A 25,440-nucleotide genomic window follows, 5' to 3' on the forward strand; every position below is an offset into this window, starting at 1 on the left:
AAATCCCAGTAGTGTTGGAGAACGAACCTTACTACCATACAGACAGATTTTTAATAAAACGAAAGTGTCTCATTCTCCGGAAACTTAGTTTCAGAAGTTTGAGCTAGCAATGAGATTCACACAGTGACGCTGATACTACAAGCCCTGCCTGATTTGCATAAACATACAACAAGGAACAGCAAACAAGCCGTCCCTTGTCGTGACATATTAGTGTTACTAATAACTTGGAAAATCCACCTCGTGAATATTCCCCGGCTCTTGTCTTTCAGGTATTTCAGCAAGAGCCGCCTCTAACACTTTCCTTTGTGTTTCTTTATCATGCGGCTTTCCTAACGAGTGCCCAAATTCAAAGCCTTTTGGATGAATAGCCCGCGGAGGTCTCATCAAACTGGATTGTTCAACATCCAGCGTGATTAAAGTTGTTGGAATTCCCTGTGATTCAATACCACGCTGCACTGTAACTACAGTGCGATGACAGAGCGGTCAGCCGGCCGTTAAAAGGACCGCATCCGCTTTTGAGCGAACCACTTCTTTTACGAGCGCTGGAATGGTTTCTTTATTAATCTTATTCAATCTCATGGAATATCCCATCATGGTTAGATGTTTTTCAGCTACTCCGCCAAGGTCTCCATCGTCGACCATTTCTCTTAAACGGTCGATTGGAAAGACGGTGTTAATATCCTCTTTGGGAGCATCTGTATTATAATGCTCCTTTGGTGCTGCATGGGTAACGGTTAAATCCTTTGAGTCAACATCTCCAGGAATGATGCGGAACGTTGCATCCCCTTCGGCAGGATCAGTGTTATAAGGCTCCTGATCCTTCAGGTGTACCCCGGAGGTTGAAACGATCATGATTGTCATTTCATTCAACGGTTTGCTGCTGGGTGTATATGGGATAGCTTTTCTTGAGAGTTCCATACACAGCCTCCTTATTTTCTGCTTTTTAAAAGTACTTGCTTAGAGTTTGCGTAAAACATCAAACAACTCTTCATTATCTGGCTGCCTGTCGATTGGATGAACATCAATCCACTGGATGATACCTTCTTTATCAATGATAAAGAGGGCACGTTCTGAAGCTCCGTATGCTGGTTCATTTTTATTTTTGCGAAGGACACCGTATTTTTCCGAAACTTCTCCGTGCGGATAAAAATCAGAACAGAGCGGATAGGACACTCCGCCAATTGATTTTTGCCATGCCTCATGACTGTGCACACTATCAACTGAAATACCCAGGACCTGGGTATCAAAATCTTCAAAACGAGGAAGATCATCCTCGTATGAAGGCATTTGCGCGCCTCAAACCGGGGTCCAATCTAGAGGGTAAAAACATATGAATACATTTTTGGATCCGCGATAATCACTCAAAGTAACCGTGCGATTACCATGGGCTTCCAATGTGAAATCAGGTGCTTGATCACCTACTTTTAAGGTGCTTGTTTCAGTAGCTCCTTGTGGCATATTAACTCTCCTTTCTTGTTATTCTTTCATGCTCAACAATGTTTATTATCGGCTACTGCTTTCAGCTTTAACCTCTAAAATATGCAAAATTTACATCCGGCAGGTGCTCTTTAACAGAAAAGGATGTCGGTTCAAGAACCGACATCCTCCTACTTTCCTTCACCGTTAGCTTCCCATCTTGATATTTCTTCTCGAACCATTGGCGCAACTTCTTTTCCGAGCAGTTCTATCGCTCTCATCACATCGTCATGCGGCATTGTTCCAACCGGTACGTGCAGCATAAACCGTGTGACACCGACATTCTTCCGAAGGTGAATTATTTTTTCGGCAACTGTCTTCGGATCACCTACGTACAAGGCACCTTCAAAACTGCGCGCGGCGTCGAAGCTGGAGCGGTCATACGGCCCCCATCCACGCTCCCGGCCCAGTTTATTCATTGCCTGCTGGGTAGATGGGAAAAATTTATCGGCCGCGGTTTCCGTATCCTCGGCAATGAACCCGTGTGAATGCGACGCTACCGTGAGCTTCGATACGTCATGACCTGCGTGCGCTGCTGCCTTTTTATAGAGCCTCACAAGTGGTTCAAAATGCAGCGGGCTGCCACCAATAATCGCCAGAACTAATGGCAGTCCAAGCAGGCCTGCACGAGCAACGGATTCGGAATTACCCCCGCTGCCAATCCATACAGGCAAAGGATTCTGAACAGGGCGCGGGTACACACCGAGATTTTGAATCGCAGGACGATGGCGACCTTGCCAGATGACTTTCTCGGACTCGCGTATTTTTAACAACAACTCCAGCTTCTCTTCGAACAGCTCATTGTAGTCATTTAAATCGTAGCCAAACAACGGAAAAGATTCGATAAAAGAACCCCGCCCTGCCATGATTTCTGCACGTCCGTTGGAAATCGCGTCGAGTGTGGCAAAATCCTGAAACACTCGCACTGGATCGGCAGAAGAAAGAACCGTTACTGCACTTGTCAGCCGTATCCGCTTTGTTTGGGACGCAGCCGCTGCCAAAATGATAGCAGGAGCTGATGCCGCGTAATCTTCACGATGATGTTCCCCTACACCGAATACATCCAATCCTACCTGATCTGCCAGTACAATTTCCTCGACCACTTCCCGAATTCGCTGGGCATGACTGATGACCTCACCGGTTTCAACATCCGGCGTTGTCTCTACAAACGTGCTTAAACCTATCTCCACTGAATCTTCCTCCCATTCTAGTCGTAGCTACATGTCTCTTGCTGATCTTTTGATATACCTTTTCTAAAAGATACCACTCTTATCCAATCTGTGCACAATACACTGCTTTTTCGATGATATGTAGAGTTGCTGTTGATTAGTGAAAAAATGGAAATCTGAATTTTATTCATTTTTTCTATAGACTTGGCCACCCATTTCATTAATCCCTTTTGGGTTCATCTGAAAATAAAATGTCTGCAATTTTTAACTGATATATTGTTTTCTAATCACAAAAAACAACATTCCATATTTATTTTCTGACACATCTATGAAAGGATGTCGGCACTCGAAATAAAGCACCGGTTTTTGATGATCTAGTTTGGGGAATAGGAAGAATGACAATACAGGATGGAGGAATTTAGTTTAAATGAAAATACTTTTGATTATCGCTGTGATTGCAGTTGCGTTTGTGGTATATAAGAAGTTTGTTAAACGTAGTTAAAATAAAGGGGCTCTTCTGAGTCCCTTTTTGAGATATGGGGTGCCAACCGTTATTGAAGAATGCACCTGTAGTTCATGATCTATATATTTATTCAAATAACTTCATTCGAGTGGCATTTTTCTCTACTTCAATGAAGCATGCTCCCACAATCCCAGCCTTCCTTTCGCAGGAACAAATTCATCAAGCATCTTCCTGTCATTAACTTCCCAAGCATAGCTTCCCACATCAAAGTCACCCAATATATAATCATTGCCCGATACGATCCGTCCATCCTCAAGGATTGCCGATGTCTTCTTGTCTTCCGTTACCTTTAAACAATTAATAAGCTGACATGTACCAATAATCATCCCGGTTGGAAGAGTATCCTCTGTGTAGCCATGCTTGCCAAGCAAATACAGTATACCCTCATGACTGCAGACTGCCTTGTCCACTTTCTTGCTAGTATGAATCGCCAACGGCCCACGATAATTTGTCCTCCATGTCCTTGTTTCATATTGGGCTTCACCAAGGATGAATAGACTTGCCCAAGGCTGGATCATTGATAAAACCTTCAAATACAGTCCCTCCAACCTGAAAAAATACTTTGTCTTTAAAGTATCCAGATGGAATAATATTATTAGTACAGGCAGTTCCTCAGAATTTCCTTACGCCCCCATAAAATGAGAATGACAATACAGGGGAGGAAATTAGTGCAATGAAAATACTTTTGATTATCGCTTTGATTGCAGTTGCCTATGTGTATATAAGAAGTTTGTTAAACCCAGTTAAAATAGAGGGACTCTTCAAAGTCCCTTTTGGGTTGAGCTAATCTGCCCAAAAGTTTTAAAAAATCGTTGCCCTCCCTGTTATTTCACGTTTTTTGCTCCTTAACAAATTGTTTCACCCACGATATTTTCTCCAGTAGACTAAAAATGACCTACCCTTTGGGCAGGTCAAGTGCTTGATATGCTAACTGATACTTTCCTCCATCAGCTACTTCTGAATGGTACAACGCCTTTAGGGCAAAGTTTTTCTCAAGATCATGCTCTTCCATCAGAGTTTTTAAGTGCGTCTGCAATTCTTTATTCTCTTTGACCAGCTGTTTCATTTGCGTCTTAATGTACTTCACGAGATGTGTAACTCCTTTCTTCCACCAAATCTATCCACTGAACTTTTCGTCAATTTAGAAAAAAAGCCTGATCCTGTACTGTGTTAACTCTAACATACCAGGGGTCAGGCACTGAAGTTTCTCATCCTCACAAAGACGACACTTATAACTTTATTGCCGTTTTAAAGTGTTCATGACTTTATTAGTTTATAATTTTTATGATTGACCACAGTTTTTATTGGAACGTCTTTTTTTACATCCCTGCCAATTTCCGCAATAACAGAGTTTTCCCGTGTCACTAATACTTTCCCCTTCTGTCCTTGTCCATTCCCTCTTGATATTTGGATCATATCTCCAATATTTGCTTTGTTAATGTTCTCTGTCTGGTTCTCACTTTTTTCTTCTGTCATTTCATGTCCCCCTCGTTATACCATATTTATGCGATGCGATTTTTCATTTCACCAAGTTAGTATTACCCTTCCCATTAACTATACAAAACTAAAATATAATAAAATGGATGGGAAAATAGGGTAATCCTACAGTTAGTATATAACAGATCTTATTTGTTTCTCATCTTCTACAAAAAGAAGTCCCTTAAAAAATAAAGGACAATCGTGCTCAGCATTTTTTCCACCGCTGAGATGGAGTTTCATAATATCTTTGTTTATTCGTGGGGTTTTATTATTATGAACGACTCGGCGGCCACTGATTTTATCTTCGAACGCGGCTTTTCCTCTAACAACTTCATCCTTTTTTGGAGCTTCCATTTTAGGTATCTCGAAGCCGATGTATTTTTCAATTGCAGAAATGAATTTTCCTTTATTGCCAGCTCTTCCTGTTCTTCCTGTCCGGTGGACATAGCTCTCTTTTTCCATTGGTACATCATTATTCATGAAAAGTGTGACATTATCAACGTCTATGCCTCTTGCCTCTACATCGGTGGCGATTATGCCTACGTTTCATGCCTAAAAAATAAATTAATAAGTACTAATTTTACATTTGTTATATATTCCCTTCTTAAAACGAAACTATATAAATCGTACTATCTTCATACCCCGTATTGCGTATACTACTGTATATAACGAAAAGGATGCCCCAAACGCGAAAATTTTGGGACACCCTATACATTATTGACTGCATACTCCTTTGTAGGCTTCCTGTATCAATTGTTCCATTTCATCCACAAATATTTTAAGCATCTTTTCCCCTTTTTCTTTAGACGCTTTTGTTGCATCACCATAGACGCCACTTTTACTAAGGTCCCCTAAGGATATTGTCGATTTCCCATACAACATTGGCTTACAAGGATATTCACTCACAGCCTTCGACATATCTACCAGTTCAGGTTTTAGCGCTAACATTAAAGAAGTTTCGAATTCACATGCATGCACCATTCCATGCCAGCTTGGAGTCTCACAATGCTCCTCCATAATTTCATTTAGGTTTGGATAGAACAGGTAGATCACTGGTATATCAAGTTCATCCATCAATTCTCGTGCCGCATACTTCATACTTGTGTTATTTGCATCATGGCCATTTACCAAGACTAACATTTTAACTCCGTATCGGGCTACACTATAAGCAACATCCTTTATCACTGCCTCAACATGGTGCTGCTGTAAGGATATTGTACCTGGAATGTCTCGCCAGACCCAGGAATATCCAAAGGGCATAGAAGGCAATAATATCGCACCGGTTCTTTCAGAGAGTTTTTGTGAAATGCCCTCTGCTAAAAAAATATCTACACCGAGAGGTAAATGATGGCCATGCTGCTCTGTGGCTCCTATTGGCAAGATTGCAACAGGGAATTCTTCCACTGCCTTACTTGCTTCATCCCTTGTCATATAAATTAGCTCTTTGGCCTTTTGCATGCTCATTACCCCTCATTCTTTAATACTGATACATACTCATATGCTTTTGCCCTGATTTTTTCTTTATCCTTTTTTGTTGCTCCCCATGGAACTAGATCACTGCCGATTCCAAAGGAAGAACATCCAGCTTGATAAAACTCCATTATGTTATCCAAAGACACTCCGCCTACAGCCATCAAATGCAAGTTAGGAAAAGGACCCTTTAGATTTTTTACATAATCAGATCCGAGATTGCCTGCAGGAAATAACTTTTGCACCTTTATATTTTGATTGATGGTCTGCATTACTTCCCCTGGTGTGAATACACCCGGGAAAACATTTATATTCAACTGTAGAAGCTGCTTAATAAGTTCCTTGTCCCAACCTGGAGTAATCACGTATTTTGCTCCCGCTTCTATTGCTTTTTTCGCTTGATCAATATTTGTGACTGTTCCTACCCCAAGGTTTATTTTTTGTCCAAATCTTTTATTTAATATTCTAATGCATTCAAGGCCTTTTTCTTCTTCACTCAAAGATACTTCCACCCAGTTGATTCCGCCTTCAATCAAGGCTTCTTGAACATCGATAACATTAGATGGGTCGACTCCGCGAATTATAGCAACGATGGTTCCTTTATCAACAATCATGATAACACCTTCCTAAAATTGAGCCAGCCAGCGGGCTGGATTTTTAACAAAAATCATCTCAATATCTTCCTGGCTGACACCCTCATCCAATAAGCGAGGGATAAACTTTTGGAGTATATACTCAAATCCAGGTCCGCCGCCATAAGCATGAAGATAACTTTTTCTTCCCATATCAGCGGATACCAACAATTGTTTCACATACCCATGGTCGATCATATTTTTTATCAGCTCAACCCGTACACTATCTGGATAATATTTAATCTTACTTGCCCCATCAAATTGCACGTATGCCCCTCGCTTTGCCAGTTGCAAGTGATAATAAGGGTCTGCGTTTCGGTCGCTATGGCCTACCGCTACTTTTGTGAGGTCCACACCCTCTTCTTCAAGTATATCGAGCATTTCCTGGCCCATCGTTCCAGCTTCAGTGTGAAGCCATACCGGTGCCCCCGTTTGGAGTTGGGCTCTGGACATTGAACGAGTCACTTTTTCTTCTAAGGGATGAATAAGTTGATCCCAGGAGCCGGATTTCAAAAATCCTGCTTTAGCGGAAGTCCCATCCATTCCGATGGTAAGGTCACGCACTAATTTCTGCGTTATTTCCTCAATTGTTAATGCTTGGACCCACGTTGGAAAATAAATATGCTTATTAAATCCTGTAGTCATTACAAGATGTACACCCGTTTCCTGAGCCATTCTAATTAAGTGCTTTGCGTCACGGCCATAATCTAAAGTTGTCGCATCAACAAGAGCATTCCCGCCTGCGTTTTTAAATCTCCATAATTCGCTGACGCTTGCTTCATAATCGGTTAATTCTAAATCGCGGTCTTTTTGGCTTGCAGGGGGATTTGCCCACAAGTGTTCATGACTATAAGTAAATCCGAGCTCCTTTGCTTCTATGTCACCTAAAACAGTGCGAACTTTCGCCATTTCTATCACTCCTACAACAATTTAAAGATTAAAATAGTTAGAGGAAAGAATGCTGATTTCTTTCCTCATTTTTCTTTTAATTAAATTCCAAATCCAAATAGCGATCCAACCAGGCGAATAAGAATAATCACGATAATCGCATCAGGGGAAGCAAACCAAAGTCCTTCAACACCGTATTGGGTTACATCGACTAGCGGATATGCAAGTGCGACGAGCAATGTCCAAGTAAATCCGAGGAAAAATCCGCTGAAAACAGCTCCCCTTCTTCCGCCTGTCGCGTTCCCAAATACGCCTGCAGCTCCACCCATAAAGAACAAACCAATAACAGATGGGAGTACTACTACTGGCAGAAAACTAGAAATCAATGTTACTAGTAAACCACCAACTAATGCAGCCAAGAAACCGAGAGTCACTGCTATCGGTGCGAAAGAGTAGAAGATTGGAACATCCAGGGCTGGTTTCGCTCCGGGTACAATTTTTTCACCGACGCCTTTAAACGCTGGGACGATTTCACCCAGGAACATCCGAACCCCTTGCAATAATACAAGGATACCGACAACGAAAGTTAAGGCAGTCATAATCGAGAATTGAATCATGTTCTGCCCGCCTGCAATCTCCTCCATTTTGGCAGGACCGACAAATAATGCAGTAACCACATAAATGATCACCATGACAATCCCCATTAAGACACTCATATCTTTCAGGAAATCCAGTGACTTTGGTACTTTTACGTCTTCAGAAGATTTTTCTTTATTTCCAACTAAACCCCCAACCCACCCAGATAAACTAATCCAGGAACTTCCCCAGAAACCGAAGGCCACATTATCATTGCCAGTTATTTTACGGATAAACGGCTGAGAAATAGCAGGGAATAAAACCATCGATATACCCTGGATAATGGAACCTAGAATAACTGTCATTGAAGTTGAGAAGCCCATTTGGCTGAACACAATTGCCATTGTTCCAGCAAAAGAGAACATCATATGTCCAGTCAAGAAGATATACTTCCATTTTGTCAGTCTTGCAATCACTAAGTTAATTAAAAAAGAGAATATTAGTATTAAAGCAGTTTCTTTACCCAATACTGTTTGGACAGCGGCAACAAGGGCGTTATCTTCAGCAACTATTCCTGTTAGTCCAAACGCTTCCGTAAACATTGTACTAAACGGTATTAAAGCGTTTACAATAATGTTCGCACCTTGTTGCAGAATCAAAAATCCAAATACCGTTTTTAAAGTTCCCTTAATAATATCCGAGGTCGACTTTCTGAGAGCGATCAATCCAACCGCTGCAATAATTGCTAAAATGATAGCCGGGTTGCTTAAAATCGAAACAATAGCATCTAACATTTATTTCACCCCTTTGGCAACTCTTTCGATAACTGGCATTACTTTTCTTTCAATTTCTTCTTTGTCCAGTAAATTATTAATTGCAACCACTTCGACAGACTCTCCGTCAAGTTCTGAGGCAATTTCACCTGAAGCCACCATAAAATCACACTCCTTACCTTTTGCAGATCCTAAATCTACCGCTTCTCCCTGGATGTCATAACCATGTTTTTTTCCAATAGCCTGAACATCCATCAGCAACATGAGCGATGTTCCAAAACCCATACCGCATACCGTCACAACCTTCATTCTCCCCACACTCCTTAATTAAAGATTGAAATAATTTCTTCTTTATTATTTGAACTTAAAATTATTTCCAACTTTGTTTTATCGCCTAAAACTGAAGCCAAGGATTGCAGCATACCAATATGACTGGTGCTGTCAATTCCAGAGATTGCACAAACCAACTGGACTGGATCGTTTGTTGGATGCCCGAATTTCACTGGGATTTTCAACCTGACAAGGGAAACACTTTGCTGGAGAACCCCATGCTCAGGCCTTGCATGGGGGATTGCAATGGACGGTGCAAGGACAATATAAGGCCCAATGTCCTGAAAGCCTTTAACCATTGCATCAACATATCGTTCCTCAACAATGTTCTCTTCCACTAGTAAGGCACCGGCACTTCTGATTGCTGCTTCTGCAGACTCTGCTTCAACATCCAAACTAATTAATTTCTCATTTAACTGCAGCATCCTGTCAATCACTTCCTTCACTAAAAGACTTAAATTTATTTCTTCCAAATAGATCAATATCATACTGATAACGATCTGATCGGTTAGCCATTTCAACTAATTCAAACGGTGTGCCATCAGACAAATAAGAAACCCTCGTGATATGAAGGATTGCCGAATCTGGAGAAACTCCCAGCTCAAGAGCTTCCAAATCGTTAGCGATTCTTGCCTGGATTCTTTCGTGCGCCTTTTCTAACTGAATGCCGTAATCCTCTTCCAGGACTTCGTATAGAGATTCTTTGTTTAGCCCTTTTTCAAGAAAACCCGGTACAAATTTTGAGCGAAAATAGTTAATCATGATAGCAATAGTCTCTCCATCAGCACACCGGAGTCTCTTTAAACAGATGACCTTTTCACCTTTAGACAATTTCAATTCTTCAGTCAATTTTCTTGAAGGTTCAATCTCATGCATTAACAGATTTTTAGTTTCGATTATTTTACCTTTTAATCTCATCTCTTCAGTCCAGCTTGTAATGGTCCCCGCTTTTTGTACGATCTTTCGCGATTGAACAAACGTCCCTCTTCCTTGCTTTTTCGAAACAACTCCCTCATTTACAAGCTCATCAATTGTTTTTCGAACGGTGATTCGACTTACTCCATACATTTTTTCAATTTCGGACTCAATCGGAAGCGCGTCACCTTCCTGTAAATTTTCTTCTATGAACTCTAAAAGAGCAGTTTTGAGTTGCTTGTATAGCGGCTCTTTAGCGTTTTTATTTAGGGGTATAATAGCTCCCACCTCTTCCTATAAAAGGTTATCATCTTTTATTTATTGTAACCGTTTTCTTTATAATAACATTATGATGTTTAATGTCAATAACATAAATTAATTCACTAAACATTATAATGTTTAGGTGTTCACCTTACATGGTTTCACCACTTGCATGTGACCACTCAAAAAAAAGTTCGATTAAACTCAACTAAGTTAGTAGAATGCACTTTTGTTTTAATGTTTCTAGAATCTATCATCGTCCCACTTTATGTGTTTTTATGAATAAATTATGGAAAAATAAAAAGCCATTAAGACCTATATCTCAACGGCTCCAACAGTTTATATTTTTAATTAGTAAAATGGTAAACTACATAATTTAAGTTAAGAGTATAATTGATCTTCACAAGTTTCTGCAGCCAATAACAGGCTTCCGATAACCCCTGCATTATCTCCCAACCCAGGAGCAACAATATATTCATTCAAATCTGGTATTGTTACATAGTTAGCCATTAGCTTAGCAAACTCATCACGAATCAGCGGAAATAGTTGCTTTTGCTTCATAACACCGCCGCCGAGGATGATTTTCTCCGGCCTTAAAGTTAGTGAATAGTCTACAAGTGCTTGTGCTATGTAGTAGGCTTCAATTTCCCAGACTTTATCCGCTTTTTCCAGCTCATCCCCCTTACTGCCATACCTGCCTTCAATTGCTGGTCCTGCTGCTAGCCCTTCGAGACAATTCCCGTGGTATGGGCAAGTGCCTTCGTAAGTGTCTTCCGGATGTAATCTAACCAAGACATGTCCCATTTCCGGATGTCCATAACCTTCTAATAGTTTACCGTTAACAACCGCCCCGCCACCAATTCCTGTGCCTACGGTTAAGTAAAGGCAACTTTCACAACCTTGTGCATTCCCTTTTTTCAGTTCGCCATATGCGGCTGCGTTCACATCTGTCGTCCAGGCAACCGCAACCGGATAACGGTCTTTGATCGTCCCCACAAAATCAAAATTACTCCAATCCGGCTTTGGTGTTGTCGTGATATATCCATATGTCTTGGAATTCTTATTTACGTCAATCGGCCCGAACGAAGCAATTCCAATTGATTTCAAAGAATATTGATCAAAAAATTCAAACACCTGGTTAAGCGTTTCAGCAGGGCTTGAAGTTGGGATACTGATTCTGTCTTTAATCACAAATTGATCATCGCTTACCGCACAGACAAATTTTGTGCCGCCGGCTTCTATTGCTCCGTAATACATTGTTTCACCTCCAATCAGAATCAGTCGCTATTTCCACACAGAATCGAACTTCCACGATTCAATGCTGTTTACACGGACTTTACCGCCTTTTGTAAAAATATTAAACTGCGTGCTGTTGTCATCCGGGTAGATCCGGTTTGTGATGACTTGTTCCCCGTCATTGACAAAAAGCTCGACAGATGTTGTGTCCATAAAGATACGCAGGTTGATCCTGCCATTTGGCCTCACTGCCATCGGAGCTTTGCTGGTTCCTTTTTCACCACAGCCGGAATTGTTACGGTCCATGATGATTTCTTTCTGATCAAGATCCAGCAAAATTTCGGTTCTTTGTTTTCCATCTTCTGAGCATCTTAGCTGAATTCCGAATAATGCAGCATCTGTTTCGTTCATGTCAAAATCAATGATTATTTCCGAGACGGGTTCTTGTGATTCATTGATCGTTGTTCGTTCAGCTACTTCGAAGCCATCCAATCTTTTGTAATCGGATCTTAATTGAGCCAACTCGGGTACAGGCTTTTGCTTAACGATGCCGTCTTCCAAAATAAGTTCCCTCGGAATTGTCATCGCTCCGGCCCAGCCGAACTGTTGGGAAGGCATTTTTGTCAGCCACTTTTCCATCCAGCCGATCATGATTCTCCGGCCTTTATCGTCAATCAATGTCTGCGGTGCATAGAAGTCAAATCCATAATCCAATGTTCTATAAATCCCTTGTGTGAAAATGCCTTTATCATAGTCCATGTCACCAATTACATAAAACGGCTTTTCGTTTTGCGTTCCATACATTGGCGAAACAAGCAGGACATGAGAATGATTTAACGGGAATAAATCTGGACACTCCCACATATCTCCCTGGGTGCCATTGCTTTCTGCGGCAACCCCTTTGTAATCCCAATGCTTTAAATCGTCAGAGACATATAGAACCGCTTTTCCTTTTCCATCCTTGTTTGAACCAACGACCATGTACCATTTATCTTCATGCTTCCATACTTTTGGATCTCTAAAGTCTTTTGAACCATCAACCGGAAAATCAGCTATCACAGGGTTTTGTTCATACTTTTCAAAAGAAATTCCATCCTGGCTTGTTGCGATACATTGAACTTGTTGCGGCGAGTTGCCGTCTACATGTCCCGTATAAATCAGAACGAGTTCTTCATTGTCTACCACTGCACTGCCGGAGAAACAGCCATATCCTTTCACGTCTCCGGAATCGTAGGACTCGGAAGGTGCCAGGGCAACCGGCAGGTGTTCCCAATGGACCAGGTCTTTGCTCTTTGCATGCCCCCAGTGCATTGGACCCCAGCTCGAAGCATACGGGTAAAATTGATAAAACAAATGGTACTCGCCCTTATACTGCACCAAACCGTTGGGATCATTGATCCATCCAGTCGGTGCCATGAAGTGATATTTTAACCGGTAAGGACTTTCCTTGATGTTGTCTTTTTTATCCGCTATTTCTTCGTTTGCTTTTTGAAGAGCTGTGAGATGTTTCGTATTTACCATATTCATTCATAGCACCCGCTTTTGTTTGATAATAGCTTCGTAAATACACATGTTAAAAACGTAACTTCTAGATTTATTTGCTTAAAGTACCCTTGACACGTTTAGCATGCTCGATATTTCCGAAAGAAGATTCTCTTGTTTTTTTGTATTTTATGTCCGCCTGGTTTTTCTTCTCCGCCACATAGACCGCTTCTCTTTCTTTCGCGGATGCATAAGCTTTTTGTTGCTCTTCATTTAATTCCTTTTTCGCTTTTTGGACCACGGCAGGCATTTCCGCAACATGAGGAATTCTTTCTTCTACTGGGAGAATATCAAGTTTTGGAGATGGCAGAGTTTGATACCAGTAAGCAGTAGAAGACCAGTCATCAGATAAATGGTTCGCATGTCCATGCTCCAGCGTAACCTTGATGCTCTCAGAGAAATGGATAGGGTCTGCGATGTGAAATCTGTAAGAAACCTGGTAGCCCGGTTTTTCACTTTCATGAATGATTGAACCGTTATATAAAAAGGCATTTTTCTGCATTCCCCAGGCATGTCCGAAATAATCTTCACTGCCTGTTCCGTTAATGCTTGGCTGTTTTTCTCCATCGATGAAAATCATGTCATCGCCTTCGCCCCACCAGCTGCCCTGAAAGTGATTTACCGATAAATTGCAGCCGACATAATGACCCTTTCCTTTTATATCCAGGATTACATAGTTATCTTTACCGGAAAGGTTCGCTACGCGTTGAACTTCCGGACTGTTTACTTGTAGATCATTTCCCCAGCCTTGACAAGGGTTTTCACGGTGCCAGCTCGCATGGAAGTAAACTGTATCCTCAGGCAGTTCTTCTTTATACAGCTCATAATCAATATAATAATAGAGGCCAAACGGCAAAGAGTTTTCGTTCACGATTTCGATTTTGGCTTTTTTATTAAACGGCATCGGGAAGTAGCAGTTTAATGCGGCAGGCGCACCGAACTTATTAGCTTCTTCCGGTTTGACAGAGACGTTGAATGGGACTGATTCAAAGTTTCCCGGCAAGGAATGGCCGACACAGAAGAAATCTCCGAAGGGTGCTAAAACGCTTGGCGTGTCTTGATCGTCCCAAGTGATTTTAATCAATGCTTTCCGGTAATAGAAAGGATCTTGCTCCTCCCATGTAACACCAAGTGCATTGTGGATTTCATTGACAGGTGCGACATTGCTTCCTAAAGCTGGGTCAACAATACTCGGGCCCATAATTTTTCTGCAGAAAGAGGTCATCCAAAAATGCGTTAAACAGCCCGGTCCTTCAATTTCCCCCAATACAACAGACTCGTTTGGCGGAATTAGCCAGTAATCCTGGTTTCTTCCTGTTTGATCCGAACTTGAAATTCTTGCCGATCTTACATCCTTATGTGTTGTTAAGTTTTGCATTAATCCATTTGATAAAGTCATAGTTTTTTCGTCTCCCATTCTAGTTTTTTATCCTTTTACTGCACCGGCAGTCATTCCTTTAATGATGTGCTTTTGGAATATTCCATAGAACACTAACTGTGGAATGATAAATAACAAGCTGGCTGAAACAATGCCGCCGTAATCGATGTTATACCTTCCTTTAAATTCGGATATGGCCAGCGGGATCGTCATGTGTGACGGGTCACTGATTAGCGTTACCGCGAACGGAAATTCATTCCATATGTAAAGAATATTGAAAATGAAGATCGTCATCACCACTGGCTTCACAACCGGAAACACGACTTTTGTACAGAGTGTAAACAGGTTACAGCCATCAATGACCGCAGCCTCTTCAATCTCAGTGGGGAAATCCTTCAGAAATCCTGTAAACAACAGCGTATTAAAAGAAATTGACGTTGCGATATAAGGTAGAATCAGAGATAAATAGGTATTTTCCAGTCCAAGCGAAATCGTAATCCGATAGATTGGAAACAACAAGATAAACGGAGGGATCGCAAGTCCGATAATCAGAAAATAGTAGAGACCATTTCTGAGCTTCCTTCGTTTAAATATCAATCTGCTGATCGCATAAGAACTGGCAAAGGTAATGATCATTTCGATGAATAGCGACACCGCAGCAATGATAAACGTGTTCTTGTACAACAAGGCAAAGTCCAATGTTTCAAAGGCGCGCTTATAGTTATCCAGGTTTATGTTGTCAGGCAATGAAAAGGGATTTGTCAGGATTGTTTGGTTATCTTGAAAAGACAATACGACCATCCACACAAAAGGAATCATGACAATCAGAGTAATAGCATACGTAAGGATATATGTGAGACTGTTCAGTCGTCTGTCTCTTCGGTTCAATGATGCTATAGAAGTATCCTTTGCTTTCATCCACTTTACACCCCTTCCTTGTTGTACAGCCTTCTCCCTAATGAATAGAATCCCAGGAAAGCACCTGAAAATACGATCGTTGCGATCAGCGATGCAACTGCAATGGCCATGCCGTAACCATACTCCCCGGCAATAAAGGTTGTACTGTACATATAAGTGACCAGTACATCAGATAAATGGTTTGGTCCCCCGTTCGTAAGCTGGAGAACGGTTTCAAAAATTTTAAAACAAAGAGTAATCACTAAAATGATGTTTAGCTTGAACGTTTCGTTTAGTAATGGAATCGTGATATTGATCAACTGTTTGAATTTACTCGCGCCGTCCATTTCAGCCGCTTCATAAAGCTCTGACGGTATCAGCGTTAAGCCTGCTAAAAATATCGTCGCGATGTAACCCAGGCTTTGCCAGCTCTGGATAATCGCAACCGAAAAAGGTGTCAATGTATCCCCGCCAATCCATTCAAAAGCGAGCCGGCCGAGACCAATTCTTTCCAATAAAGTATTAATCAGTCCAATTTGGGGATCGAGAATAAATACCCAGATCAAACCCACCATGATTGGCGCAATGATGGAAGGCGAATAGTTGATCGCCCTTAATGAACCAACGCCTTTAATTTTTTTGTTCAATAACAATGACAGTAAAAATGAGCCTGGAATCAGAAGCAATAAAGTGACTAATAAAACAATAAAGGTATTTTTTAATGCGATCATAAAAATCGGATCGTCGAACAGTCTCTGAAAGTTCGCAAGCCCCACGTACTTTGGTTTCCCAATCCCTGAAAAACTGGTAAAGCTGTAATAGGTTGCGATGACGATCGGCATCATAATATAAGTTAAATAGATTAGGAGAGTCGGCAAAAGCAACATTATCTTATTAGTATTACTGCTAAACCATCTCATTTTTCCACCTACCTTTTAGAATTGGCTAATGAGCATATACATTAGCCAGTCTCTAAAAAATTATTTGACAGTCGAAATTTTATCTTCAACAACTTTTACTGCTTGTTCAGGGGTGTAAGTTCCGTTTATGACTCCGTAAATGCTGTCATACATAGCGTTTGCAATTGATTCAGGAACGACAAGGTCCGGCTGGTTTGGCTGGCTCTCCCAGCCTTCAAGCTGCATTTGGTCAACCAGCTTTTTAAAGACTGGATGCTCCGCTTCATTAATTTCAACTGAAGCATTTGTCATTGGCGGCACTTGGTTCTCGACCATGATCTGTGTTCCTTCTTCACCGTAGTAGAATTTAAATAGTTTTAGGATCGCTTCTTTTTTCGCTTTATCTTCACCGGCTTTTTTGCTGGCAAGCAAAGGTGCAGCCGGGACGATTGAGCTTATCTTTTGGTCACCTGTACCATCCGCAAAAGTAGGTCCCCACCAAAATCCAACGTCCTTGCCTATCGCGCTTTGTTCAATTTTTTGGACATCCCACATACCGGAATCGAGCATCGCTGCCTGACCACCCAAGAATTGTTCCACCGCTTGGAAGTAGGTTTGAGTAGTTACGTTTTTAGAAAACGCTCCCAATTTTCTTAATTCATCGATCTTTTGGTAATATTTTATAAAGTCAGCGTTGTTATAGCTTTCATCTCCGGCAAGAATGTCGTCAATTTTATCAAAGTAGCCATATCTGGACAGCATCGTTAAAAATGCCCATACTGAGTATTCATCTTTGGCTCCCTTGGCAATTGTTGTAATGCCATTCTGTTCAAATACTTTTGTTGCCTCGGCAAGATCCTCAAAGGTCTCAGGGATCTTAACCTCATATTGATCAAAAAGTGCTTTGTTATAAAACAAACCTGTAATCAGTGGCTGATAAGGCAAGCCATACTGTTTGCCATCTTTGTTATAGGTATTTAACATGTTATCGTTTAGAGAGTCTTTGATGTCCGGATTGTCGTCAATAAAACCTGATAAATCCATTAGCATATCAGCCTCCTGTAATTCTTTCGCTGAAGCGGGAAGCATCCAGAACACATCCGGAAGTTTATCAGATTGCGACATCATTTTAATACTTTTCACATGCTCCTGTTGTTCTTTTCCAATCAGATTAACTTTGATATCCGGGTTTTCAGCCTGGAATTTTTCAATCACTTTATAAAAGGCAGGCTCTTGATCCTTTGCATTTGCTACATGAATCGCAAAATCAATGGTCGTGGTGCCGTCTGATGATGTGATAGATTCTTTGCTGTTGCAACCGACTAAAAAGGAACTAATAAGCAATATCAAACTCAAAAGAATACTAAATTTTTTCATGTGAGACCCCTCCGGTTATTTTTTTATTTAAATTTTTAAACATGTAACCTTACAAAGAGTTTCTAATAATGATAGATGATTCAATACAAATTTCCGTTGGCTCTTTTGTCCTATCCCTTAACTTTTCCAGCATGAGCCTGGCCGCAGCCTCACCCATCTCAAATGATGGTTGCCTTATAGTCGTAATCGCTGGTTCTGTCAGTTCCATCCAATCGAAATCATCATAAGAAAGGAAGGAGAGATCATCTGGTATTTTGATATTCTGTTCTTTTAAGTATTTGAACACTCCCATGGAAATCGTATTATTCACAACTACAATCCCATCAATTTCATGATTGGATAACAGCTTACTTGCTATTTCATATCCAGATTGAAAGGAAGATTCTACTTCAAAGATAAGCCCTTCATCCAAATCAATCCGATATTTTTTCAAAACATCTTTATAGGCTTCAAAACGTTCAATGGTACTTGACACATCGATCGGACCAGAGATAAATGCAATTTTATTTCTTTGTTTCTTTAACATCAGTTCAATTGCTTCGTAAGTTACAAAATAATTATTAGTGTAGATCGTATCTACGTTATGTAGTGTGTTTGGCTTTCGATCTACATAAACTACTGGATAATCAATATTCCAAGAGTCATTTACTTCACTTCCAATATTTGAAGTTGGCGCAATGATTAATCCATCCACATAATCAATAAACTGTGTCTTAAACATATCAATCTGGTCTAGTTCACTACTTAAATTTTCATGTGAGTTGCCAATTACCAGTCTATAGCCTTCATTGTTTAAAACGCTTTCAACTCCATTTGAAAGAGAGATGAAAAATTGTGCTGACGTGTCTTTATGCTGGATTGGTATGATTAGGCCGATGACCTTCGTATCTTTGCCCTTTAAAGATTTTGCAACTGTGCTGGGCCTGTAATTCAACTCTTCCATTGCCTCAAGAACTTTCTTACGAGTCTCCTCTTTTACAAATCTGGAGGAATTCATGACATTTGACACTGTTGCCGTTGAAACATTGGCCTTTTGCGCCACAAGCTTTATATTTGGTTTTTTTTCCAACAGGCACCCTCCCTTCTACTTTTTCGATACTATCAAAATTAAAGAGGACTAATCATCTTCTCATTAAATCGATTAAATTAAGGACAAATACATCTGAAAGACTTACTTTTAATGTACTATTTAATCGATTAAATCAAACATGAAACTATGAAATTACAACTTGTGAGTAAATCCATTTAATCGATTAAATCAAATGTTAAATAAAAATTCCAGACCTTTTTCTCCATTTAATCGTTTAAATGAGAATTAAAATAAAAAATATAGCCATTCCTTTCCATTTAATCGATTAAATAATAAGGCAGTGCTATATTTTTTTGAAAACGCTTAACTAATTAGTAGTCTAAATTATTTAAAAATTAATGTCAATACTCTTTATATTTATTTTTTTCACAGTCCTTGCAACTGTAATTAGCAGGTATACGCTAAATATTGAACCGGAGAACAGAAAAAATAAACCCGTCACCTTTGCTGTGAGAAAAAGTAGTAATAACAACCCTGTCAGAATATATAAGTTAGTCATAGGATTGTTTAACAAGATATACAGAGATCCTTTGTATATCTCCTTGTTGCCAATGCTATCACTATATACGATAAGGCTATAAAAAAAGAGCATCGTTAATAAAAAGAGAAGTAAATAAAATAAATAGACCACAAAGCTGCTATAAGGAAAATCCATCAACGAGAAGAAACGGATATCCGCAACTATGATAAAACCGCATAGACTAAATGGAAAAAATAAATGGTTACTCTTTTTAAACTGACTCTTGTATAGGCGAACAAATTCTTTTTTAATACTAAACTCGTTTTTTTCCACCAATAATTTTTTTATTATTAAAACCATTGCCGTTGTCGCAGGAAAAAATCCAAGTAGTATGCCGCCGAAAACCGTGAAAACCAGCCAAAGGATATTGATGAACACTAAATTGGAAATCCATACAGATAACCCGTGCAATTTGTTTAATACACTATTATTCATCTATTTTCACCTGCTTTATATTTAGTTACATGGCTTTCGGGGTAATTAGATACAAAGTTTAGCTCAATATTACGATTCACTTTGCACTTTGTAAAGGTTGATATTAAGAACTTATTCATTTTCGCAAGGGTTTTTACGGATATTCCCCGATTCATTTGCTGGTTACGCTGTAGCCGTTGTAAAAATCCTGGTATGGATGTCACCTATCTTTTTTAAAAGCATTGTCACTACATAGTGACCCCATCTTTAAAAATTGCAATCTCTTTAAATCCAAATACTTCATTATTGGTAAGTTTTCTACCAGAAGCTACATCTAGAATATACGAAAAAAACTCATCAGCTAATTTGTCCATAGGCATGTCCTCAATTAGCTTCCCGGCATTAAAGTCAATCCAATTCTTCTTCCGCTCAAATAATGGTGTGTTAGTAGAAATTTTAACAGTAGGAACCGGACCGCCAAACGGAGTTCCTCTTCCAGTTGTAAACAAGACAATTTGACATCCTGAAGCAGCCAGAGCCGTTACCGAGACTAAGTCATTACCCGGTCCCTGAAGTAAATGCAATCCCTTTTCACTAATCCGATCACCGTATTGCAGCACTTCTTCAATTCTTGAGAAGCCTCCTTTTTGGACACAGCCGAGGGATTTTTCTTCAAGAGTTGTGATGCCGCCCTTTTTGTTTCCGGGAGAAGGATTTTCGTAGACCGACTGATTATATTTCACAAAGTAGCGTTTGAAGTCATTGACGAGATTGACGATTTCCGTAAACGTTTCTTCGTCCTTTGCTCTTTCCATCAAGATCGATTCTGCGCCAAACATTTCGGGAACTTCTGTTAATACAGTGGCGCCACCGCTTTCCACAATCATATCCGAAAACACGCCAACTAAAGGGTTTGCCGTTATACCAGACAAGCCATCCGAACCGCCGCATTTCAAGCCAATTCTTAATTCGGAGACGGGTACTTCTTCTCTTTTAAATGCGGAAGCATATTCTGCTAACTCCTCGATTAATTCCAGTCCCAATTCCATCTCATCCTCGACTTGCTGGACATTTAGAAACTTAACGCGCTGCTGATTATAGTCGCCGATTTCCTCTTTGAATAAATCAATGTAATTATTTTCACAGCCGAGTCCAAGCACTAAAATGCCGCCAGCATTTGGGTGATGGATAAGGTCTGATAATATTTTTTGTGTGTATTTCAAATCATCGCCCAACTGGGAGCAGCCATACGGGTGAGCAAAGTGATAGATTCCATCAATATTCCTATGCTTAATTACTTTTTCAGAGACCTTGACTAGATTTTCGGCTACTTTGTTAATGCAGCCTACCGTATTTATAATCCAGATTTCATTCCGGACTCCAACATCGCCATTTTCACGGCGATATCCCAATAACGTCTGGATGTTTTTGCTTGCAGATTGCTGTTTTATCTTTGGTTTATATGTGTATTCAAGTTCGCCACTAAGATTTGTTTTTACATTATGGGTATGGACAAATTCTCCTGGTTCAATGTCTGTTATCGCATGCCCAATCGGAAATCCATATTTGATGATATACATCCCCGCTGCGATTTTTCTGTTCGATATTTTATGTCCTCTATCTACATCTTCTTTAAGTTCTACGGTAGAGCCGTCTATTTCAAGAAGTGTCCTCTTTTCTAAGTCTTGTAGGCTGATCCAAACATTGTCGGATTCATGTATTTGAATAACGTCTCGTAACATTGCTGATCCCCCTCCATAAAAGAAAGAGGTTAACCTCGTATTGTTAACCTCCATTTTCCCCTTACAATAAACCTGCCTTTTTCAATAGCTGGGCCAACTGCTCTTTTTTCTCAATTGATAATGCTCTAGCTGGTGGCAGCACGTGTGTAGAAATGTTCAGTCCTGTCAATTTCATTGCTTCTTTCACTACATTTACGAAAGGCGAATCCAGCTTGTAGATAAGGGGAAGATGAGCCAATCTTTGATGGAGCTCTAAAGCCTCTTGCATGTTACCTTCCTGGAAAGCGCGATAAATGCCAATCGTAAGCTGCGGTGCAAAGTTTGCACTGGCAGAGATCGCTCCATCCCCGCCAAGTGCCAGTGTATTTAACAAATGGTCATCAAATCCACAGAACACCTTAAATTGCGAGTGGTTTTCTTTTACCTTTAAAATCATTTCCCTAATATGTCCTGCCTGATCGACTGTTTCTTTAATCCCTACGATATTCTGATTTTTATCTACCAGCTTTAAAACAAATTCAGGGCTTAAATCCTGGCCGGTCAGGTTCGGAAAATTATACAGCAAGATCGGGAGATTGATAGATTGTGCGATTTGGTCATAATGCAGAAACAGATTGTCTTCCGAAAGCGACCAGTAATACGGGTTAATCATTACGACAGCGTCTGCCCCTGCCTTTTCTGCATGTTGACTCAGTTCAATCACTTCGTTCGTGCTGGTACTGCCCGTCCCTATCAAAACGGGTACCCGGCCGTTGACATAGTCAACAGAAAATTCAGCAACCCGTTTGCGTTCTTGAACGGACATTTGCGAAAACTCTCCTCCAGTCCCGAGGAAAAAAAGTCCGTTCACACCCGACTCTATTAAAAAGTCTATTAATTTACCCATCCCTTTTTCATCAAGACTGCCGTTTTCATTGATAATCGTCGATACTGGCGGAATAATGCCTTGAAATGTAACTGCTCTTTGCAAGATCGTCTCCTCCTATTCAGTAAAGAACTCCAATGGCACTGTGACGATACCCGGGAATAACACCAATAGAAATAGAATCGCCATTTGTACGAGCAAGAACGGGAAAATCCCTTTTGTAATATCTATGATACTTATTTTACTAATTCCGCATCCTACATAAAGGACGGTTCCTACTGGAGGGGTTATTAATCCAATTGAAAGGTTGATAACCATTAATAATCCAAAGTAAACTGGATCGATTCCAACAGCCTTTACTACTGGCAACAGTACTGGAGTAAAGATCAGAATAGCCGGAGTAAGGTCCATTACACATCCTACAATCAATAAGAAGAGCATGATAATTACCAGCAATAGAGTAGGGTTTGTGGTGATATTGGATAAAAACTCACCTAATTCCCTTGGAACTTGGCCAACCGTAATCGCATACCCTGAAACAATTGCTGTAGCAGCAACGAACATAACAACACCCGTTGTTTTAGCAGTTTCAACAAACACTTTAGGGATTTCAGTCCACTTTAATTCACGATAAATTAAGGAAATAATGAAGGCGTAAACTGCCGCAACTACCCCGGCCTCAGTAGGGGTAAAGACGCCGCCACGCAAACCGACAATAATGATAACCGGCAATAGCAATGCCAGGAATGCCCGCTTTAAAGCGACCCACCGCTCTTGTGAAGTTGCTTTCGGAAGAGTATCACTATTGTCACGTTTGGAGACAAAGTACCATACAACCATTAGTCCCACTGCCATTAGAAGACCGGGAACAATACCGGCCATAAACAATTTGGAAATGGATACGCCGCCAACTACCCCAAATAAAATCATTGGAATACTCGGAGGGATTATTGTACCGAGAATACCTGTTGCAGCAGTCAAACCTGTTGCACGATTTTTGTTATAGCCCTTTGCAATCATCATTGGGATCAGGATGGCACCCAGTGCTGCTGTATCGGCAACCGCTGAACCTGACAACCCTGCGAAAATAACACCGGAAATGATGACAACATAGCCAAGTCCGCCACGGATATGCCCAACAAGTGAACTGGCGAAATCAACGATACGCCTGGATACTCCGCCCGCATTCATGATCTCACCCGTTAAAATGAAGAATGGTATGGCCATTAGCGAGAAGCTATTAGCCCCTTTAATTAAATATTCGCCAAGTATTCCTGTATCAAATAAACCAAGTGAAACCAGCATAACGACAGCACTTATAAGCATGGAGATTGCGATAGGCACTCCAATCAGCAACAAGGAAAACAGGGATGCAAGAAACAGCCAAATCATTTGTTATTCCTCCCTTCAATTTCAGGCTCTCCTGTTAAAGGAGGTTCCCCATCTTTGGAAAATATGAATTGAATCGTTTGGATGGCCGTAATCGCAATCATTAACACCGCGAATACAACTCCTGCCAGATAAAAGAAGGCTACTGGAATCCCTGTAGCAGGACCCGAAATCATACTATTCAGGTTGATCATTTTAAATAGCCCGTCAATAAACAGGATAAGGACAAAAATAACAAGTGTATTGGCTACCAAAGATAAAACCTTTTGCACTTTGCGGGGAACATTTGCAGTTAAAATGTCTACCCCGAGATGGCTTTTGTCTCTTGCAGCAACAACAGCTCCCAAAAAGACAAGCCAGACGAACAGATAGCGTGATAATTCTTCAGACCAGGTAATCCCTGAATCAAAAGCATAGCGAAGGACTACATTTATAAAAACTAAACCGACCATGCCCACCAGTATAATCACTATTACTGAATTTAAAATACCGTTAAGGACTTTTAACACTTTGCTCATTTTCCCACCTCACCCCAGGTATATAAACCTTATTTTTGTTCGTGAATTTTATTGATAAACTCCTCTGCCCAATCATATTTTTTATATAGATCCTCATAAACTGGTTCCATTGAGTCTCTCAATTCATTCATGAATTTTTCATCCGGAACTGTAAACTTGATCCCGTGTTCTTCAAGGAACTGCTTTGTTTCACTTTCTGATTCTTGAAGAAGCTCCCATTCATAGTTAGCTGATTCCTTAGCCGCAGCCAAGATGATTTCTCTCGTTTCATCGTCAAGGCCATCAAAAAACTCTTTATTCATCAGATATACATTGGGACTGAACATATGCTTTGTTTCAGTCACATGGCTTTGAACCTCATACAAACCTGATTCCTTCAACGTGGTGATCGGATTTTCCTGGCCGTCAATAACCCCTTGTTCTATTGCCGTAAAAACTTCGGAAAGTGCAAGCGGCTGGACGTTCGCCCCCAAGGCTTTTCCTGTATTAATAAAGATAGGGATATTTGTCATCCGTAACCGGAAACCTTTGAAGTCTTCCATGGAAGCAATTTCACGATTGGCAGAGACCGATCTGAAACCATTGGCTGTCCATGCCAGCGGCTCTGCGCCAAGTTCGCGGAAAGCCTCTCCAATTTCATCCCCGACTTCCCCATTTAAGATGCGGTTCGCTTGCTCATAATCATCAAACAAGTATGGCCACTCCACAGCCCCTATCTTTGGATTTGCTGTCTGCAAGCCCATTCCCGTAATCGCCATCTGAATGGAGCCTATCCTTACGCCACTTGTAAATGAATCTTCATCCCCAAGCTCGTTACCCGGATAAATTTCGACTACATATTTTCCGTCTGTTTGTTCTTCAACCATGGGCTTGAATTTTTCTCTTAAAGCAATGTTCTGCGGGTGAGTCTCAGAAAAATAGTTGGCAATTTTAATAGTAGTAACACCGTTTCTCTCTTTGCCAGCCGTTTCAAGCGCATTGCAGCCGGTTAATACGACCAGCATTAATCCTATCATCATAGTTAAAAACGCTTTCATTTTCATACAATAAACCCCCTTGTTTGAACTAAGGTAAGGGACAA

The 25,440-nt window shown here is 40.6% G+C and carries 27 protein-coding genes and 1 pseudogene; all 28 read right to left on the bottom strand.

Features of this window, described 5'->3' with window-relative positions; all coding sequences use genetic code 11:
• Positions 1–216 precede the first annotated feature (216 nt).
• Complete coding sequence (locus CU635_RS14345; protein WP_101578067.1) at positions 217–456, bottom strand: hypothetical protein; 240 nt, start codon at positions 454–456, stop codon at positions 217–219.
• 27 nt (positions 457–483) lie between these two features.
• Complete coding sequence (locus CU635_RS14350) at positions 484–918, bottom strand: glycine/sarcosine/betaine reductase selenoprotein B family protein (RefSeq protein WP_101578068.1); 435 nt, start codon at positions 916–918, stop codon at positions 484–486.
• A 39-nt stretch (positions 919–957) separates the two neighbouring features.
• Positions 958–1,458 (bottom strand): redoxin domain-containing protein, encoded by a 501-nt coding sequence (locus CU635_RS14355; RefSeq protein WP_101578069.1) that lies wholly within the window; start codon positions 1,456–1,458, stop codon positions 958–960.
• A 149-nt stretch (positions 1,459–1,607) separates the two neighbouring features.
• The gene (locus tag CU635_RS14360) at positions 1,608–2,666 is read right to left on the bottom strand and encodes an LLM class flavin-dependent oxidoreductase (protein ID WP_101578070.1); all 1,059 of its coding nucleotides are present in this window, start codon (positions 2,664–2,666) and stop codon (positions 1,608–1,610) included.
• Positions 2,667–3,269: 603 nt separating this feature from the next.
• Positions 3,270–3,701: an ASCH domain-containing protein gene (locus CU635_RS14365; protein ID WP_101578071.1), complete on the bottom strand. Its 432-nt coding sequence runs from the start codon at positions 3,699–3,701 to the stop codon at positions 3,270–3,272.
• Positions 3,702–4,063: 362 nt separating this feature from the next.
• Complete coding sequence (locus CU635_RS14370) at positions 4,064–4,255, bottom strand: hypothetical protein (protein ID WP_101578072.1); 192 nt, start codon at positions 4,253–4,255, stop codon at positions 4,064–4,066.
• 170 nt (positions 4,256–4,425) lie between these two features.
• A complete protein-coding gene (locus tag CU635_RS14375) occupies positions 4,426–4,644 on the bottom strand; it encodes a DUF2187 family protein (RefSeq protein ID WP_101578073.1) in 219 nt (72 codons plus the stop codon).
• 216 nt (positions 4,645–4,860) lie between these two features.
• A pseudogene (locus CU635_RS14380) lies at positions 4,861–5,184 on the bottom strand (helicase-related protein); the annotation flags it as partial.
• A 177-nt stretch (positions 5,185–5,361) separates the two neighbouring features.
• Complete coding sequence (locus CU635_RS14385) at positions 5,362–6,105, bottom strand: creatininase family protein (protein ID WP_245917479.1); 744 nt, start codon at positions 6,103–6,105, stop codon at positions 5,362–5,364.
• Between the two features lie 5 nt (positions 6,106–6,110).
• Positions 6,111–6,731, bottom strand: coding sequence for a bifunctional 4-hydroxy-2-oxoglutarate aldolase/2-dehydro-3-deoxy-phosphogluconate aldolase (locus CU635_RS14390; protein WP_101578075.1), 621 nt, complete (start codon positions 6,729–6,731; stop codon positions 6,111–6,113).
• Between the two features lie 12 nt (positions 6,732–6,743).
• A complete protein-coding gene (locus CU635_RS14395) occupies positions 6,744–7,658 on the bottom strand; it encodes a phosphotriesterase family protein (RefSeq protein ID WP_101578076.1) in 915 nt (304 codons plus the stop codon).
• Positions 7,659–7,738: 80 nt separating this feature from the next.
• On the bottom strand, positions 7,739–9,007 hold the full coding sequence (locus tag CU635_RS14400) for a PTS ascorbate transporter subunit IIC (protein ID WP_101578077.1): 1,269 nt from the start codon (positions 9,005–9,007) through the stop codon (positions 7,739–7,741).
• The gene (locus CU635_RS14405) at positions 9,008–9,295 is read right to left on the bottom strand and encodes a PTS sugar transporter subunit IIB (RefSeq protein WP_101578078.1); all 288 of its coding nucleotides are present in this window, start codon (positions 9,293–9,295) and stop codon (positions 9,008–9,010) included.
• 14 nt (positions 9,296–9,309) lie between these two features.
• Positions 9,310–9,741, bottom strand: coding sequence for a PTS sugar transporter subunit IIA (locus tag CU635_RS14410; RefSeq protein WP_101578079.1), 432 nt, complete (start codon positions 9,739–9,741; stop codon positions 9,310–9,312).
• Positions 9,742–9,745: 4 nt separating this feature from the next.
• Entirely contained in the window at positions 9,746–10,519 is a 774-nt protein-coding gene (locus CU635_RS14415; RefSeq protein WP_245917480.1) for a GntR family transcriptional regulator, read from the bottom strand.
• A 354-nt stretch (positions 10,520–10,873) separates the two neighbouring features.
• On the bottom strand, positions 10,874–11,749 hold the full coding sequence (locus CU635_RS14420; protein WP_101578080.1) for an ROK family protein: 876 nt from the start codon (positions 11,747–11,749) through the stop codon (positions 10,874–10,876).
• A 27-nt stretch (positions 11,750–11,776) separates the two neighbouring features.
• Positions 11,777–13,255, bottom strand: coding sequence for a glycoside hydrolase family 32 protein (locus CU635_RS14425; protein WP_245917481.1), 1,479 nt, complete (start codon positions 13,253–13,255; stop codon positions 11,777–11,779).
• A 67-nt stretch (positions 13,256–13,322) separates the two neighbouring features.
• A complete protein-coding gene (locus CU635_RS14430) occupies positions 13,323–14,669 on the bottom strand; it encodes a glycoside hydrolase family 172 protein (protein WP_101578081.1) in 1,347 nt (448 codons plus the stop codon).
• 27 nt (positions 14,670–14,696) lie between these two features.
• Complete coding sequence (locus tag CU635_RS14435; RefSeq protein ID WP_101578082.1) at positions 14,697–15,566, bottom strand: carbohydrate ABC transporter permease; 870 nt, start codon at positions 15,564–15,566, stop codon at positions 14,697–14,699.
• A gap of 5 nt (positions 15,567–15,571) precedes the next feature.
• Entirely contained in the window at positions 15,572–16,465 is an 894-nt protein-coding gene (locus CU635_RS14440; protein ID WP_101578083.1) for a carbohydrate ABC transporter permease, read from the bottom strand.
• A gap of 60 nt (positions 16,466–16,525) precedes the next feature.
• Entirely contained in the window at positions 16,526–17,821 is a 1,296-nt protein-coding gene (locus CU635_RS14445; protein WP_101578084.1) for an ABC transporter substrate-binding protein, read from the bottom strand.
• A gap of 49 nt (positions 17,822–17,870) precedes the next feature.
• Positions 17,871–18,890 carry a LacI family DNA-binding transcriptional regulator gene (locus CU635_RS14450; RefSeq protein WP_101578085.1) on the bottom strand — a complete coding sequence of 340 codons (1,020 nt, stop codon included), beginning with the start codon at positions 18,888–18,890 and terminating at the stop codon, positions 17,871–17,873.
• Between the two features lie 349 nt (positions 18,891–19,239).
• The gene (locus tag CU635_RS14455; protein ID WP_101578086.1) at positions 19,240–19,866 is read right to left on the bottom strand and encodes a YesL family protein; all 627 of its coding nucleotides are present in this window, start codon (positions 19,864–19,866) and stop codon (positions 19,240–19,242) included.
• 227 nt (positions 19,867–20,093) lie between these two features.
• Positions 20,094–21,587 carry a UxaA family hydrolase gene (locus CU635_RS14460; RefSeq protein ID WP_101578087.1) on the bottom strand — a complete coding sequence of 498 codons (1,494 nt, stop codon included), beginning with the start codon at positions 21,585–21,587 and terminating at the stop codon, positions 20,094–20,096.
• Between the two features lie 61 nt (positions 21,588–21,648).
• Positions 21,649–22,557: a 4-hydroxy-tetrahydrodipicolinate synthase gene (gene dapA, locus CU635_RS14465; RefSeq protein WP_101578088.1), complete on the bottom strand. Its 909-nt coding sequence runs from the start codon at positions 22,555–22,557 to the stop codon at positions 21,649–21,651.
• Between the two features lie 12 nt (positions 22,558–22,569).
• A complete protein-coding gene (locus CU635_RS14470) occupies positions 22,570–23,844 on the bottom strand; it encodes a TRAP transporter large permease (protein WP_101578089.1) in 1,275 nt (424 codons plus the stop codon).
• Complete coding sequence (locus CU635_RS14475) at positions 23,841–24,359, bottom strand: TRAP transporter small permease (protein WP_101578090.1); 519 nt, start codon at positions 24,357–24,359, stop codon at positions 23,841–23,843. The genes CU635_RS14470 and CU635_RS14475 overlap by 4 nt, the downstream gene beginning before the upstream one ends.
• A gap of 29 nt (positions 24,360–24,388) precedes the next feature.
• Positions 24,389–25,402, bottom strand: coding sequence for a TRAP transporter substrate-binding protein (locus CU635_RS14480; protein WP_245917482.1), 1,014 nt, complete (start codon positions 25,400–25,402; stop codon positions 24,389–24,391).
• Positions 25,403–25,440 lie beyond the last annotated feature (38 nt).

The sequence above is a fragment of the Bacillus canaveralius genome, from assembly GCF_002860125.1.
GTDB lineage: Bacteria > Bacillota > Bacilli > Bacillales > Cytobacillaceae > Bacillus_BJ > Bacillus_BJ canaveralius.

Bases quoted from the DNA above. Each gene is read 5' to 3' on its own strand.
- CU635_RS14375 (WP_101578073.1), bottom strand. From the start codon at position 4,644: ATGACAGAAGAAAAAAGTGAGAACCAGACAGAGAACATTAACAAAGCA.
- CU635_RS14455 (WP_101578086.1), bottom strand. From the start codon at position 19,866: ATGAATAATAGTGTATTAAACAAATTGCACGGGTTATCTGTATGGATT.
- CU635_RS14445 (WP_101578084.1), bottom strand. From the start codon at position 17,821: ATGAAAAAATTTAGTATTCTTTTGAGTTTGATATTGCTTATTAGTTCC.
- CU635_RS14425 (WP_245917481.1), bottom strand. From the start codon at position 13,255: ATGAATATGGTAAATACGAAACATCTCACAGCTCTTCAAAAAGCAAAC.
- CU635_RS14350 (WP_101578068.1), bottom strand. From the start codon at position 918: ATGGAACTCTCAAGAAAAGCTATCCCATATACACCCAGCAGCAAACCG.
- CU635_RS14420 (WP_101578080.1), bottom strand. From the start codon at position 11,749: ATGTATTACGGAGCAATAGAAGCCGGCGGCACAAAATTTGTCTGTGCG.
- CU635_RS14435 (WP_101578082.1), bottom strand. From the start codon at position 15,566: ATGAAAGCAAAGGATACTTCTATAGCATCATTGAACCGAAGAGACAGA.
- CU635_RS14440 (WP_101578083.1), bottom strand. From the start codon at position 16,465: ATGAGATGGTTTAGCAGTAATACTAATAAGATAATGTTGCTTTTGCCG.
- CU635_RS14470 (WP_101578089.1), bottom strand. From the start codon at position 23,844: ATGATTTGGCTGTTTCTTGCATCCCTGTTTTCCTTGTTGCTGATTGGA.
- CU635_RS14410 (WP_101578079.1), bottom strand. From the start codon at position 9,741: ATGCTGCAGTTAAATGAGAAATTAATTAGTTTGGATGTTGAAGCAGAG.
- CU635_RS14460 (WP_101578087.1), bottom strand. From the start codon at position 21,587: ATGTTACGAGACGTTATTCAAATACATGAATCCGACAATGTTTGGATC.
- CU635_RS14405 (WP_101578078.1), bottom strand. From the start codon at position 9,295: ATGAAGGTTGTGACGGTATGCGGTATGGGTTTTGGAACATCGCTCATG.
- CU635_RS14475 (WP_101578090.1), bottom strand. From the start codon at position 24,359: ATGAGCAAAGTGTTAAAAGTCCTTAACGGTATTTTAAATTCAGTAATA.
- CU635_RS14400 (WP_101578077.1), bottom strand. From the start codon at position 9,007: ATGTTAGATGCTATTGTTTCGATTTTAAGCAACCCGGCTATCATTTTA.
- CU635_RS14395 (WP_101578076.1), bottom strand. From the start codon at position 7,658: ATGGCGAAAGTTCGCACTGTTTTAGGTGACATAGAAGCAAAGGAGCTC.
- CU635_RS14480 (WP_245917482.1), bottom strand. From the start codon at position 25,402: ATGAAAATGAAAGCGTTTTTAACTATGATGATAGGATTAATGCTGGTC.
- CU635_RS14390 (WP_101578075.1), bottom strand. From the start codon at position 6,731: ATGATTGTTGATAAAGGAACCATCGTTGCTATAATTCGCGGAGTCGAC.
- CU635_RS14385 (WP_245917479.1), bottom strand. From the start codon at position 6,105: ATGCAAAAGGCCAAAGAGCTAATTTATATGACAAGGGATGAAGCAAGT.
- CU635_RS14430 (WP_101578081.1), bottom strand. From the start codon at position 14,669: ATGACTTTATCAAATGGATTAATGCAAAACTTAACAACACATAAGGAT.